Below are 13,721 nucleotides of genomic sequence, written 5' to 3' on the forward strand. Positions count from 1 at the left end.
AACCCGGCCTTAAGCCCGATCCGCGATAAGGGCGACATGAACGCCTTCGTCGATAAGATGCGCCGCCGCGCCGGCCGTTATCTGGATGTCCGCCCCGTGGCCATCCGGTCCCCGCGAGGCGTGCTGAGCCTGTCGTTCGACGACATCCCCGCCTCCGCCTGGCTGGAGGCCGGGCCGGTGCTGGCCCAGCACGGGGTGAAGGCCACCTATTATGTCTGCGGCGGTCTGGCGGGCGGGCGCAATCTGGATCTGCCGCAGTTCGAGACCGCACACCTTCAGGCCCTGCACGCGGCGGGGCACGAGGTCGGCTGCCACACCTATGAACACGTCTCGACCCTGCGCCTGTCGCCAGCCGAACTGGACGCCAGCCTGGCCCGCAACGCCGCCTGGGTGTCGGAACGGCTGGACGGCTATCGGATGCAGACCTTCGCCTATCCGTTCGGCGACTGCGCCCTGGGGTCCAAGGCGGTGATTGAGCGGCGCTTCCTGTGCGGCCGAGGCGTGCGCGACGGGATCAACACCGGCCGCGTGGATCGCAATCTGGTGCAGGCCATCGGCCTGGAGAGTCGTCGCCTGCCCGGCTATGATCTGGAACAGCTTGTCGCAGACACGGCGGGCTCTAGAGGCTGGCTGATCGCCTACGGCCACGACGTCAGCGACGCGCCCACCCCCTATGGCTGCCGCCCGGAAGACATCGACCGGCTGATCGGACTAGCCAAGGCCGCCGGGCTGGACATTCAACCCGTGGCCTCAGCCTGGGGCCGCGTCACCGGCTGAAACAGCTTAGAAAACGCCCACGGCGCCCTCGGCCCAAATCAGCAGAACCGCCAGGACCACCGCGGCGCAGACGGCCAGAGCCAAAGAACGACGTTTGATCAAAGCCAGCGTCAGTTTGATCAAGACGCCCGCTCCGACCAGCAAGACGCCCGCGAACAGGAAGTCCGACGCCGTCCAGGCGACCTCGCGAGTGAACTGCATGGCCACCAGCGGCGCCGATAGGGCCAAGGCCACAAGGCCCAACCGACCAAACGCAGAGGATGCGTCCCGCCCGCACGCTTCGCCGCCATCGACATGCCGTCGCTCCAATCCGAAAATGTCAGCACACTAATCGATAATCGGGCTATCGAACATCGCCGGCTCTCAGACGAGGGCGATGGCCTTGCGCCGGTCCGCCCAGGCGATCAGTTCCTTCCTCGGCCAGACCATCAGCCATGACCGCGCGGTGTATTCACCGCTGTCGATCAACGCCTTTCGCGACGCAGAGGCTGTTGCCGCCCGCTGCGTGTGGATCTCGCCCGGCCCTTGATGCACCATAAAGGCCCCGCCCTTCAGCGGGTTCAGCCGCAGGTGCGCCAGGCGGGGGCTGATCTCGGTCAGGGGCGGGTCGTAGAACCAGCTGGAGCCGATCATCCCCGCCAGCTCCGGTCGCGTCCGACAGATTTCCGCCGCCGTGGCCCAGGCGTCGTTCCAACCCTCCTCGTTGAAGCCGCGCAGCCAGCGGCTCTCGGTATGGACCTCCAGCCAGGGCTCGCGTTTGGCGCCCGCCTTCAGATAGCGGAACAGCGGGCCGAAGCCCCAGCCGTCGCGCACATGTTTGATGATCTGTCCCGGCCCCACCGGCGAACTCAGGTCGATGACCTGGCTCTTGGCCGCCGGCACGCTGAGCGCCAGGCTGAAGCGAACATCCTTGGCCCAGTGGTCGAAGTCGTAATCGCCCTCCGCCTGGGTCAGGAAGGCCGCCAGCTGTTCGATCCAATAGGGATAGAGGGACAGCACTTCGGGCGGCAGAGCCAGGGTCGCGACCCGATCCGGCAAGCGCAGGGCCCAACTGGCGATGAGGCCGCGTCGAACCGCGTCAGAGGCGGATGCGCCCAGAACGGCGTCCACCGCCCTGGCTGGCATTTCGAAATCCCAGTGGGGCGCGGCCTCTGCGGCCTTGGCGGCGGCGGGCTCCATGGCTGCATCAACGTGCGCCCAGTCCGACGGCGAAAGGCGCGCCAACACGGCCTGAAAGGCGGCGACGTCAGAGGTCAGGTGCAGATCCATGAGCGCCATCCTGGCATATGGCGATTGGCGAAGGCTTAAGACGCCGGACGGGTGACGCCGCCCTTGCGCCGCGCTAAACCGCCGACCAGATCAAGGAGCCCCCATGACCATCGAATCCCGTATCGCCGAACTCGGCATCACCCTGCCGGAACCCGCCAAGGCGGTGGCCAACTATGTGCCCTTCGTCCAGTCGGGCGCGGTCGTCCATATCTCGGGCCAGCTGTCGAACGACGCTTCGGGCGGGATCAAGGGCACGGTCGGCGTGGACGTGACGCCGGAACAGGCCAACGCCGCCGCCCGCCTGTGCGGGATCAACCTGCTGGCCCAGATCAAGGCCGCCTGTGACGGCGACGTGGACCGGGTCGTTCGGATCGTGAAACTGGGCGGCTTCGTCCAGGCGGGACCGGATTTCGAAGCCATTCCCGCCGTCATCAACGGCTGCTCGGACCTGATGGTCGAGGTGTTCGGCGACGCCGGCCGCCACGCCCGTTCCGCCGTCGGCGTCTACAAGCTGCCGCTCGGATTCGCGGTCGAGGTGGACGCCGTCGTGGAGATCCGTTGACCTTCACACTGACGGTTCACGACGGGATCGCCGCCATCGGCCGCGAGGCCTGGGACGCCTGCGCGCGTCCCACCGGCGATCCCTTCGTCTCCTACGATTTTCTGCACGCCTGCGAGGCGTCCGGCAGCGCCGCCCCGCACCAGGGCTGGGCGCCGCGCCACCTGGCCCTGCGGGACGAGGATAACGCGGTTCTGGGCGTCATGCCCCTCTATCTGAAGGGCCACAGCCAGGGCGAATATGTCTTCGACCACAGCTGGGCCGACGCCTATGAGCGCGCCGGCGGCCGCTATTACCCCAAGCTGCTGGGCGCCGTGCCCTTCACTCCGGCGACCGGCCCGCGCTTTCTCAACCACCCCGATTCAGACGCCGCAACGGTGCGGCAGGCCCTGCTCCAGGGCGCCCTGACCCTGGTCGAGCGGCTGGGCGTCTCGTCCCTGCACGTCAACTTCCCGACCGAGACGGAATGGACGGACATGGCCCAGGCCGGCCTGCTGCCCCGCCAGGACATCCAGTTCATCTGGCGCAATGACGGCTATCAGACCTTCGACGACTTCCTGGCCGCCCTGTCGGCCAACCGCCGCAAGACCATCCGCCGCGAACGCCGCGACGCCCAGGCGGGTCTGGACATTCGCATACTGACCGGCGCCGCCATCACCGAGGCGCATTGGGACGCCTTCTTCGCCTTCTACATGGACACGGGCGACCGCAAATGGGGGCGGCCCTATCTGACGCGGGACTTCTTCTCCCGCGTGGGCGCGACCATGGCGGACCGGATCGCCCTCGTCATGGCCTTCCGCGACGAAAGGCCCATCGCCGGCGCCTTGAATTTCATCGGCCGCCACGCCCTGTACGGCCGCCAGTGGGGCGCGCTGGAAGACGTGCCCTTCCTCCATTTCGAGCTCTGCTATTATCAGGCGATCGAGTTCGCCGTTGCGCACGGTCTGTCCCGCGTCGAGGCGGGCGCCCAGGGCGAGCACAAGATCGCACGCGGCTATCTGCCCTCCCCCGTCTACTCCGCCCACTTCATCGCCGACCCCGCGCTGCGCGGCCCGGTCGCCGACTATCTCCGTCGCGAAGGCCCCGCAGTGGAGGCGCAGAGGCGAGAGATGACCGAGGAACTGTCGCCCTTCAAAAAAGAAAACTGACCCTCTCCCGCTTGCGGGAGAGGTGGCCCGTCGTTCGCGAAGCGAACCAGGGTCGGAGAGGGGAGTCTTGTTTGGCTGGAAGAAGACTTCCCCCATCGTCAGCCGTCTCGCTACGCTCGACGAGCTGACACTTCCCCCGCAAGCGGGGGAAGGTCCACCTAGGCCGGCCTCTGCGCCCACAGATGGTACATGCCGGCGAACAGGGTCGGGTTTTGCGTCTCCAGCCGGTCCCATAGGTCCATATCCAGCGGATCGGCGCGCCCGAAGGCCGAACGGAAGGCCGACTGAGCCTCGGGCGGGGCGTCGAAACCGATAAGGCGGAGACCAGCGACGGCCAGCAGATCGTCCAGTTGGGGCGGCGTGTAGCAATGTTCCTGCACGTGGAAGACCAGATCACGGCATCCACTGAGACTGTAGAAGTCGTCGCTCTCCCTCAAGGCGGCCAAGGGCGCCCCGTCCGGCAAGGACAGGACGTGGGCGCGGAAGGCGCGGATGTCCTCTGGCGTCGCTCGCCAGCCGCGTTCCCGGATCAGGGCGTGAGCCAGCTTCACCCGCTTGCGCCCCCGCTCGCTGTAGAGGCCCAGCCGCACCACTCCGCCCGGCCGCAGCACCCCAGCCAGGCGCGCCAAGCCCTCGTCCGGCCGCGCCATATGGTGGATCACGCCGGTGGAAGTCACGACGTCGAACCGGTCCTCGATCTGGTCCAGCGCCAGTATGTCGCCTTGGACGAACCGAACCCGATCAAGCCCAAGTTCGCCTGCGACCCGTGCGCCATAAGCCAGGCTGGCGCGGCTCAGGTCCATGGCGGTGATCGACAAGGTCGGATCGGTCCGGGCCAGGTCGATCGGCTCGAACCCTGTGCCGCAGCCGGCGACCAGAACCCGTTCGGGCCGTCCGGCGAAAGCCTCCCGATCCAGCCCAGGCAAGGCCTTAACGCACGAAATCAGTGAGCGCGCTTCGGGCGCGGGCGGTGCGACCCAACGCGGATAGGGACTGGCCTCATACTGATCGCGCACCGCCACGGAAACCGCGTCGTCGGACGGCGTCAAACACTCGAGCCCTGCCGCCAGCTCACCCTCTCGCTTGGGCTGCTCAACGGCCCGACGCGCTAGTTCGCCGCTCACCTCCTCATCCAGCCCCGGCGTCCGAAACAGCCAGGCCAGGCGCCCCGTCAAACCCTCTGGTCCTGCGTCGAGATATTCCGCGGCGAAACCATTCACCGCCAGTGCCTCTAGCAAGGCCGCGCGGCCCTCGCCCTCCGTCCCATCGGTCGCGACCAGGGCGGCGCGCACGGCATTCAACCGCGCCTCCATCGCAGCATCCAGATTCAGGCAGCGCGACAAAAACCCCCGCCACAGCGGATCGCGGCCAATCGCTTCCAGCGCCTCAACGGAGCCGTCAAAGTCCGGCGTCTTCAGCAGCAGGGTCCGCGCAACGACCCGCGCCAGTTTCTGCGGATCGACCGCCGCTTCGCCCAGCAACACCGTAAGATCCGCGTCCAGCACGGGATGCCAGCCGTTCGGCGCCAGACCGGACAGCCGCTCAGCCAGAGCCGCCGCCACCTTCCCACGCATCCCGGGATCTACGGCCTTCGCCAAGGCCCGACTCAGGACCTGGCTCGCCTGCCCCGGATCGCCATGGACCGACAGGAACATCCCCATGGCCGCCAGGGCAGCCGGATGATCAGTATCCGCGGCGATAGCCGCCTTAAGGCACTCAAACGCCTCCTGCTTTCGGCCATTCTCAAGGGCGACCTGAGCAGCTTGAATGGTGCGTTCTGCATCGGCAACGCTCATTCGTCGTGCGCGCTCAACTGATCCAGCTTGTTTCGCATCTATCTCGTCGCCATCCCTTCAAGGTGCGCGAATAGAGACAATCTTGTCCGCCTCCACCCAGCATGATCCATTCTTGTCCTACTGACAGGGTCGCACGGGTTCGCAGCAGAGAATAGACGGGAGGCTCCACTGAGAACCAAGGGTGAAACTCCCCGCTCTGGGAAATAACATTAGCATTTGGCTCAGGGAGACCTAGGGTCCGCCAGTTGCAGTTCGCCTTCGAGCTTAACCGCATTCCACCAGATACGCCTTCCGGCGAAAACTCCTTCAGCGCCTGGGCCATCAAGGCGCAGTCATGGGGGCTGACGGTCCCTACCCGGACAAACGGAACGGCGAAAGCCGCCCAGAGCGAAATGAGGAACACCACAATGGCCAACCCGGTCGCTGTGGGTTTGACCCATTTGTCGGATGTGTCGAGCCTTCCACGCAGCAGCAGGTCAAACGACACCCAGGCCAAAGCCGTCACCATCCCAAAGCCGGCCATCCATCGGTAGGTCGAGGCTCGATTGTCGAAGCTGAGACGGGCCATCAGTTCGGCCATGACGAAGGCGCCAATCATCAAAGCCGTCGCTGCTGACGAATAGGCGGCTATGCGATTGCTAGATCGCTTGGAAATCCATTCGTAGGTGCGATCCGCACCCAACAGACACATAGCGAATGTGACCACGAATATTCCATCACTTTGAAGGCTAAAGCCTTGAAACCAGACAACGAGGGCAATGACCAGAACAGCCAAAGCCGCCGCCATCACGAGCAAAGCCCTCAAGATCTTTAGTTTCATAACGCCCTCCGCCCCCGATTTCGCCAGTGACTTGAGACAGAAAAAAGGCCCGGGCGGAGACGCCCGGGCCTTCCGCTCGTCGTCGCTCGGGCTGATCAGGCCGTCTCTTCTTCCTCCGACTTCGCCGGAACGCCGCCGGCGCTCTTGATGTCGAAGTCGATCTTGCCGTCCTTCAGCTGGACCTTGACGTGTCCGCCGCGCGTCAGACGCCCGAACAGGATGTCGTCGGCCAGCGGCTTCTTGATCGAATCCTGGATGACCCGCGCCAGCGGACGCGCGCCGTACAGTTCGTCGAAGCCGTTCTTGGCCAGCCAGTCGGCCGCCTCGTCGGTCAGTTCGATGGTGATGTTGCGGTCCGCCAGCTGAGCTTCCAGCTGAAGGATGAACTTGGTCACCACCGAGCGGATCGTGTCGGCCTGCAGCGGCTTGAAGGCCACGATGGCGTCCAGGCGGTTCCTGAACTCCGGCGCGAACAGACGCTGGATGGCCTTTTCGTCCTCGCCCTCGACCTTGCCGCGGCCGAAGCCGATGGAGGCGCGGGCGTTGTCGGCGGCGCCGGCGTTGGTGGTCATGATCAGGATGACGTTCCTGAAGTCCACCTTCTTGCCGACCGCGTCGGTCAACAAGCCGTTGTCCATCACCTGCAACAGGATGTTGTAGACGTCCGGGTGCGCCTTCTCGATCTCGTCCAGCAGCACCACCGAATGGGGATGCTGATCGACGGCGTCGGTCAGCAGACCGCCCTGGTCATGGCCGACATAGCCGGGAGGCGCCCCGATCAGGCGGCTGACGGTGTGCCGCTCCATGTACTCGGACATGTCGAAACGCTGCATCTCGATGCCGAGGGTGGAGGCCAGCTGACGCGCCACCTCGGTCTTGCCGACGCCGGTCGGACCGCTGAACAGGAAGCTGCCGATCGGCTTGTTCGGATCACGCAGACCCGCCCGCGCCAGCTTCATCGCCGCCGACACCTGTTCGATCGCCTGCTCCTGCCCGAAGACCACGCGCTTCAGATCGACCTCCAGCTCGCGCAGGCTCTCGGTGTCCGACTTGGACACCGACTTGGCCGGGATGCGGGCCATCTTGGCGATGACGGCCTCGACCTCCTTCTGACCGATGACCTTCTTGCGCTTGGACTCGGTCAGCAGCATCTGCGACGCCCCGGCCTCGTCGATCACGTCGATCGCCTTGTCCGGCAGTTTCCGGTCGGTCATGTAGCGCGCCGACAGCTCGACCGCCGTCCGCACGGCGCTGTCAGTGTAACGAACCTTATGGTGCTGTTCGTAATAGGTTTTCAGACCTTTCAGGATCTTCACCGTATCCTCGACCGTCGGCTCGTTGACGTCGATCTTCTGGAAGCGGCGCACCAGGGCGCGGTCCTTCTCGAAGTGTTGGCGATACTCCTTGTACGTCGTCGATCCCATGCAGCGCAGCGAACCCGAAGCCAGGGCCGGCTTCAGCAGGTTCGACGCATCCATGGCCCCGCCCGAGGTCGCGCCGGCGCCGATCACCGTGTGGATCTCGTCGATGAAGAGCACGGCGTTGTCGTGGTTCTCCAGCTCCTTGACCACCTGTTTCAGCCGCTCTTCGAAGTCGCCGCGGTAGCGGGTGCCGGCCAGAAGAGCGCCCATGTCCAGCGAATAGATGGTGGCGTCCTTCAGGACGTCGGGCACCTCGCCGTTGACGATCTTGCGGGCCAGGCCTTCGGCGATGGCGGTCTTGCCGACGCCGGGGTCGCCGACCAGCAGCGGATTGTTCTTGGTCCGGCGGCACAGGATCTGGATCGAGCGTTCGACCTCGGCCTGACGGCCGATCAGTGGATCGACCTTGCCCTGGCGCGACTTCTCATTGAGGTCGACGCAATAGGCTTCCAGCGCCTCACCGCCCTGTTTGACCGCCGACTGGTCTTCGGCCTCCTCAGGCGAGGCGCCCTTTGCCGGACGGGTCTCGCCGGCGCCGGCCTTCTTGGCGATGCCGTGGGCGATGAAGTTGACCGCGTCATAGCGGGTCATGTCCTGCTCTTGCAGGAAGTAGGCGGCGTGGCTCTCGCGCTCCGAAAAGATGGCGACCAGCACGTTTGCGCCGGACACCTCTTCGCGACCCGAGGACTGGACGTGGATGACCGCGCGCTGGATCACGCGCTGGAAGCCCGCCGTCGGCTTGGCGTCCTCGCCGTCCGCCGTCGCGAGGGCGGCCAGATCATTGTCGACATAGAGGTTCAGCGCCGCCTTCAAGGCCGACAGATCGACGTTGCAGGCCCGCATCACATTGGCGGCGTCCGGGTCGTCGATCAGGGCCAGCAACAGGTGTTCGAGCGTGGCGTATTCGTGCCGACGCGCATTGGCGTAGCCGACGGCGCGGTGCAGGGTTTCTTCGAGAGGACGGGAAAATGAAGGCATAGGGAGGCTCCTCTCAGTCCTTTTCCATCGTGCATTGCAGAGGGTGCTGGTGGCGGCGCGCGGTTTCGATGACCTGCGCGACCTTGGTCTCGGCGACTTCATAGGTGTAGACGCCGCAGACCCCCACGCCATGCTGATGCACATGCAGCATGATGCGGGTGGCTTCTTCTCGGCTCTTCTGGAAGAACCGCTCCAGCACATAGACGACGAATTCCATCGGCGAATAATCGTCGTTCAGTATGAGCACTCGGTAAAGCGAGGGCTTCTGAAGCTTGGGCTTTGTTTCGGTGACGACGGCGGTTCCTTGTCCGCTGCCTGTTTCACCGGGCCTTTGTATGGGCATTCGTGTTCCGTATCGGGGAGTCGTCTTGTCTATCAGATAGGGAATGATGGCCTGATTTGAAGCGGCGTCCAGTCACGGCTTTCGTGAGCGGAGGCTGACGAAAGATTCACGTGATCCCGCAACCCTTTCGCCACAGGTTGGGACATCGCCAATCAAAGGTCGCCCCCATGTCTGTCGCCCTCGCCGCCGCGCCATTGGCCGCATTGGCGCTGCTCGCCGCCCCCTCGCCGGGCCAGACCCTGCGCGAGTCGGTCATGGCGGCGGACGCCCGGCTCTTTTCCGTCTTCTTCGAAGCGTGCGACCCTGCGACCCTGCGGACGCTCGTTACGGACGATTTCGAATTCTTCGACGACAGGGGCGGTCGGGTGGCGACGGATGCGGACGGTTTCGTGGCCCAGTACGCCGATCGGTGTCAGGACCGCCTTGCGCCGGACGCCTGGCGGTCTCGACGCGAAGCGCTTGCGGACGCGGTGGCGGTCTATCCGATCGAAAACTACGGCGCCGTCGAAACCGGCGAACACGTCTTTTATGAGCGGCGCGGGGACGGCCCCGAAACCCGCGTCGGCCGCGCCCGCTTCACCCAGATGTGGAAGCGCGAGGGCGAGACTTGGAAGCTGGCGCGCGTCTTCAGCTACGACCACACGCCCCTGCCCTGAAGACAAAGAAAAGGCCCCGAGGCGAACCTCGGGGCCTTCGAATGCTTCGATCGCCAGACTTAGCGGGCGGCCTGGAAGGTCTCGACCGAGGCGGTGACGCGCTCATTGATGGGCTTCAGGCTGTCCTTGACCGTCGTGGTGACGATCTCGTTGGTCTTGGCCAGTTCGGACATATAGCGTTCCATGGACTTCTTGGCCCAGGTCGTCTGAAGTTCGAAGAACTCCTGGACCGAGCGGGCGGTCGACAGTTCCTTGGCGGCGGCGACGCCGTCTTCCCAGCTCGTCTTGGCGAAGCCCAGGGCCTGTTGCGACAGGGCTTCGGCGCCCTTCTGGGCGACGGTGGCGGATTCGACCATGGCGTCCAGGTTCTTCTTGCCGTGGGCGTTCAGTTCGGTCAGCGAGGCGACGGATTTGTCGATGCCTTCACGCATGGCCTTGGCGCCGGCGGCCTGGAATTCGGCGGCATGGGCCTGAGCCTGGTTTTGGGCCTTGGCGGCGGAATCGGCGGTCTTCTTAATGGTTTCGGCGGTGTCGGCCATGGTCATGTTTCCGATTGGTTAGGGGGACGGCGCAATCTAGTTGACCCAGGGTCATCGCCATTATGCTGCACAAGCGAACGAAAATCAAGGATCATTGTGCATTGCACCATTTCGTGACTCGCTCTTCAAATTCGCGTTGATGATCGGTTAACCACCCTGAAACCCGCCTCTCCTATGCTAGACCTCCAATCGCGTCGGCCGGGGGGCCTGTCGCACCCTGCTCACCGAGGGTCGTATCCGCCCATGCTTTCACTGTTCCGCCGTGGTCTCTTCGCCGTTCTCGCCCTGTCGCTGGTGTTCAGCGCGAACGTCCGGCCGATCGAAGCCCAGGCTCAAAGCCAGGAAAACAGCCGCTACGCCGCCATCGTCATAGACGCCGCCTCGGGCGAGGTTCTGTTTTCGCGCCATGCCGACGCCCGTCGTTATCCGGCCTCCCTGACCAAGATGATGACGCTCTATTTGACCTTCGAGGCCCTGTCTCAGGGCCGGGTCAAGGCTGACGACGTCCTGACGGTTTCGCCCCACGCCGCCTCCCAGCCGCCGTCGAAACTCGGCCTGGCGGCGGGCCAGACCATCACCCTGGACGACGCCATGCGCGCCACCGCCGTGCGGTCGGCCAACGACATGGCCGTCGCCATCGCCGAACATGTGGGCGGTTCCGAAAGCCGGTTCACCAGCCTGATGACGCAGAAGGCCCAACAGTTGGGCATGACCCAGACGCGCTATTTCACCGCCAACGGCCTGCCCGATGCGCGCCAGGTGACCTCAGCCCGCGACCAGGCCATCCTGGCCCGCGCCATCATGCGAGACTTTCCCCAGTACTACAGCTATTTCGGCCTGCATGACTGGGCCTACAACGGCCGCAGCTATCGCAACACCAACGGTCTCCTACCCACTGGAAACGGCTATGACGGGATGAAGACCGGCTATACCAACGCCTCGGGCTACAATCTCGCCGCCTCTGCGGTGCGCGATGGACGTCGGCTGATCACCGTCGTGCTGGGCGGTCGCTCCAGCGCCAGCCGCAACGCCCATGTCGCCGAACTGATGGACACCGGCTTCGAGGTCGAACGGCGGCGGGCGCAGGGCGAGTCGATCCAGATCGCCCAGTCCTTCTTCGAACAACGCGGCTTCGGCGTCGGCTCCGAAGCCCTGTCGCCCAGCGCCCCGGTGGCCTACGCCGCCTTGTCGGATGACGAAGACGCTATCGGCGGCGAAACCTCGGCCGTCGCCTATACGGCGGCCCCGGCCCCGGCGGCTTTGCCGACACGCGTCACGCCCGCCCCTTCGGAACGACGCGCCGCCGCCGACACAGCCGGTCGGGCGCCCGCCAACCTCACCGCCTCTCTGAACGGTGGATCCGGCGGTGCGGCGCCTGCGCGCCGAACCACGCCGCCGCCCGCCCGCGAAGCCGCAAGGGCCGCCCCATCACGCGCCTCAGGCCGGTGGGCTGTTCAGGTCGGCGCCTTCAAGGATGAAAAGGTCGCTTCCGACTGGCTGACGGAGGTCAATCGCCGCTTCCGCACCCAATTCGCCAACGCCGAACGCAATGTTCAGACGGCGGGCGAATGGTACCGGTCGCGCTTCACCGGACTGACCGAGGACGCCGCCAAGGCGGCGTGCGAGGCTCTGTCGGAACGTCGCGTCACCTGCATGGTCGTGCGCCCGGACTGACGCCGCAACCGGCGCGGGTCGTCAACTCTGAGCCACCCGTCCGCCGCCGCTTTCCAGGGCGTCCAGAAGATCCATAACCCCGACCAGGGTGTCGGCTTCGCGCGCCGGCTTGTCCCAGCGGATTCGGCTGATGCGGGGAAAGCGCATGGCGACGCCGGACTTGTGCCGCGACGATCGTTGAAGACCCTCGAAGGCGATCTCCAGCACCAGGCCGAAATCCCGTTCTGCCCGAACCGACCGCACCGGTCCGAACCGCTCGACCGTATGGTCCCGCACGAACTTGTCCAACTGCTTCAGCTCTTCGTCGGTAAAGCCGAAATAGGCCTTGCCGACGGGGGTCAGCGCGCCCGCCTCGGTCCAGACGCCGAAGGTGTAGTCTGAGTAGAAGCTCGACCGTTTGCCGTGACCGCGCTGGGCGTACATCAGAACGGCGTCGATGACGTGGGGATCACGTTTCCACTTGAACCACGGCCCCTTTGGTCGGCCGGCCACATAGGGGCTGTCCCACCGTTTCAGCATCAAGCCCTCGGCCGCCGCCCCGACCGGCGGATCGGCCCGCAGCCGCGCCAACTCCGTCCAGTCTGCGTAATCGACCAGAGGCGAGAGATGCAGGCGCGCCTCGGGATGGGCGCCGACCAGCGCCTCCAGCCGGGCGCGGCGGTCTCTGAGGGGCAGCGCCCGTAAATCGCCGGTCTCATCGGCCAGCAGATCATAGGCGATGACGGCGGCGGGAAAGGCGGCCATGGCCTTGGCGTCGACCGTCTTGCGGTTCAGCCTTTGCTGCAGATCGCCGAAGGGCGCCACGGCCCCGTCCCGCCAGACCACCAGTTCGCCGTCCAAGGCGCCCGCGAAGGCCAGGGTCTCCATCACGTCAGGAAAAGCGGCTGAAATCTCGTCGCCGGTGCGCGACCACAGTTTGCGCACACCGCCCTCGACCACCGCCTGAACGCGGATGCCGTCCCACTTCCATTCGGCGGCGTAGTCGGCTGGATCGAGCCGCGGCAGATCGGCCGTCTCATCGACGGCCACGGCCAGCATGACCGGCCTGAACCGTCCAGGCGCATCGGGGCTCGGCCGTTCGGCGCGACCTTCCAGCCAGGCGAACAGATCAGCGTAAGGCGGGTCCACAGCATGCCACACCTCCTCCACCGCCGATACGTCCACCGGCTCCAGGGCCGCGCGCGCCTCCCCGCCTTCCGCCTTAGGAGGCGCAATCGCTTCGGTGGGGCGCATCATGGCCGCCGCCGTCTTGGCCAGGCGCGCGGACAGACCGACCCGCAGTCCGCCCGTCATCAGCTTCAGCAAGGCCCATCGCCCCTTCGGCTCCAGAGCGTCCAACCAGGTTTCCAGCAAGCCTCGAACCTCGGTGCGGCCCGCAGCGCGCAGCGCGTCCACCACCTCGCCCAGTTCCGGTTCGCGGTTGGGGCGATGATCCGATTGACTAGGCCAGATCAGGGCGACGGTCTCGGCCAGATCGCCGACATAGTCGTAGGACCAGCCGAACAGGGTCGCATCGACCCGCCCTTCGACCGCCTTTCGGATCATGGCCGGCTTGGCGGCGTCGAAGGTCAGATCCCCCGTCAGGGCCGCCAAGGCCCAGCCCCGATCCGGATCGGGCGTCGCCTTCAGATAGTCCCGGACCAGCACCAGTTTGGCGTTGCGCGACGCCGTCAGAGACAGGCGATCCAGAAGTTCGGCGAAGGCGCGCATGATGATCCAGTCTGGCCGCGGCGAGCGGCGC

At 65.7% G+C, this 13,721-nt stretch carries 14 protein-coding genes; 6 read left to right on the forward strand and 8 right to left on the reverse strand.

All coding sequences use genetic code 11. The annotated features are described in order from the left end of the window. Positions 1 to 36: 36 nt before the first annotated feature. On the forward strand, positions 37 to 777 hold the full coding sequence (locus tag BSP_RS13380; RefSeq protein WP_152950645.1) for a polysaccharide deacetylase family protein: 741 nt from the start codon (positions 37 to 39) through the stop codon (positions 775 to 777). Positions 778 to 783: 6 nt separating this feature from the next. Here BSP_RS13380 and BSP_RS13385 read toward each other — a convergent pair whose 3' ends face one another. Together BSP_RS13385 and BSP_RS13390 are read right to left on the reverse strand one after the other, a co-directional pair. Continuing rightward, on the reverse strand, positions 784 to 978 hold the full coding sequence (locus BSP_RS13385) for a hypothetical protein (protein WP_227975971.1): 195 nt from the start codon (positions 976 to 978) through the stop codon (positions 784 to 786). A 162-nt stretch (positions 979 to 1,140) separates the two neighbouring features. Beyond that, positions 1,141 to 2,046 (reverse strand): hypothetical protein, encoded by a 906-nt coding sequence (locus BSP_RS13390; RefSeq protein ID WP_152950646.1) that lies wholly within the window; start codon positions 2,044 to 2,046, stop codon positions 1,141 to 1,143. Between the two features lie 103 nt (positions 2,047 to 2,149). On the opposite strand from BSP_RS13390, the gene BSP_RS13395 reads away from it, so the two are divergent. Both BSP_RS13395 and BSP_RS13400 read left to right on the forward strand, forming a co-directional pair. Next, complete coding sequence (locus BSP_RS13395) at positions 2,150 to 2,608, forward strand: RidA family protein (protein WP_152950647.1); 459 nt, start codon at positions 2,150 to 2,152, stop codon at positions 2,606 to 2,608. Next, a complete protein-coding gene (locus tag BSP_RS13400; protein ID WP_152950648.1) occupies positions 2,605 to 3,753 on the forward strand; it encodes a GNAT family N-acetyltransferase in 1,149 nt (382 codons plus the stop codon). Before BSP_RS13395 ends, BSP_RS13400 begins: the two co-directional genes overlap by 4 nt. Before the next feature lie 158 nt (positions 3,754 to 3,911). Here the strand turns inward: BSP_RS13400 and BSP_RS13405 are convergent, their stop codons facing one another. Continuing rightward, the gene (locus BSP_RS13405; RefSeq protein ID WP_370513384.1) at positions 3,912 to 5,453 is read right to left on the reverse strand and encodes a class I SAM-dependent methyltransferase; all 1,542 of its coding nucleotides are present in this window, start codon (positions 5,451 to 5,453) and stop codon (positions 3,912 to 3,914) included. On the opposite strand from BSP_RS13405, the gene BSP_RS16250 reads away from it, so the two are divergent. After that, on the forward strand, positions 5,391 to 5,570 hold the full coding sequence (locus BSP_RS16250; RefSeq protein WP_194166970.1) for a hypothetical protein: 180 nt from the start codon (positions 5,391 to 5,393) through the stop codon (positions 5,568 to 5,570). The genes BSP_RS13405 and BSP_RS16250 overlap by 63 nt on opposite strands. On the opposite strand, the gene BSP_RS13410 is transcribed toward BSP_RS16250, so the two are convergent. From BSP_RS13410 to clpS, 3 genes are all read right to left on the reverse strand, one after another. Then, the gene (locus BSP_RS13410) at positions 5,563 to 6,369 is read right to left on the reverse strand and encodes a hypothetical protein (RefSeq protein WP_152950650.1); all 807 of its coding nucleotides are present in this window, start codon (positions 6,367 to 6,369) and stop codon (positions 5,563 to 5,565) included. The genes BSP_RS16250 and BSP_RS13410 overlap by 8 nt on opposite strands. 95 nt (positions 6,370 to 6,464) lie before the next feature. Beyond that, positions 6,465 to 8,768, reverse strand: coding sequence for an ATP-dependent Clp protease ATP-binding subunit ClpA (clpA, locus tag BSP_RS13415; RefSeq protein ID WP_152950651.1), 2,304 nt, complete (start codon positions 8,766 to 8,768; stop codon positions 6,465 to 6,467). 13 nt (positions 8,769 to 8,781) lie between these two features. Then, positions 8,782 to 9,111: an ATP-dependent Clp protease adapter ClpS gene (gene clpS, locus BSP_RS13420; RefSeq protein WP_152950652.1), complete on the reverse strand. Its 330-nt coding sequence runs from the start codon at positions 9,109 to 9,111 to the stop codon at positions 8,782 to 8,784. Between the two features lie 167 nt (positions 9,112 to 9,278). On the opposite strand from clpS, the gene BSP_RS13425 reads away from it, so the two are divergent. Next, positions 9,279 to 9,767: a nuclear transport factor 2 family protein gene (locus BSP_RS13425; protein ID WP_054766177.1), complete on the forward strand. Its 489-nt coding sequence runs from the start codon at positions 9,279 to 9,281 to the stop codon at positions 9,765 to 9,767. Between the two features lie 59 nt (positions 9,768 to 9,826). Here the strand turns inward: BSP_RS13425 and BSP_RS13430 are convergent, their stop codons facing one another. Then, a complete protein-coding gene (locus tag BSP_RS13430; protein WP_152950653.1) occupies positions 9,827 to 10,306 on the reverse strand; it encodes a phasin family protein in 480 nt (159 codons plus the stop codon). A gap of 243 nt (positions 10,307 to 10,549) precedes the next feature. Here BSP_RS13430 and BSP_RS13435 point away from each other — a divergent pair, with 243 nt between their 5' ends. Next, positions 10,550 to 11,980 (forward strand): D-alanyl-D-alanine carboxypeptidase, encoded by a 1,431-nt coding sequence (locus tag BSP_RS13435; protein ID WP_152950654.1) that lies wholly within the window; start codon positions 10,550 to 10,552, stop codon positions 11,978 to 11,980. A 21-nt stretch (positions 11,981 to 12,001) separates the two neighbouring features. Here the strand turns inward: BSP_RS13435 and BSP_RS13440 are convergent, their stop codons facing one another. Next, positions 12,002 to 13,690 carry a cisplatin damage response ATP-dependent DNA ligase gene (locus BSP_RS13440; protein WP_152950655.1) on the reverse strand — a complete coding sequence of 563 codons (1,689 nt, stop codon included), beginning with the start codon at positions 13,688 to 13,690 and terminating at the stop codon, positions 12,002 to 12,004. Between the last annotated feature and the right edge of the window lie 31 nt (positions 13,691 to 13,721).

Source organism: Brevundimonas sp. Bb-A (genome assembly GCF_009394735.1).
Lineage (GTDB): Bacteria > Pseudomonadota > Alphaproteobacteria > Caulobacterales > Caulobacteraceae > Brevundimonas > Brevundimonas aurantiaca.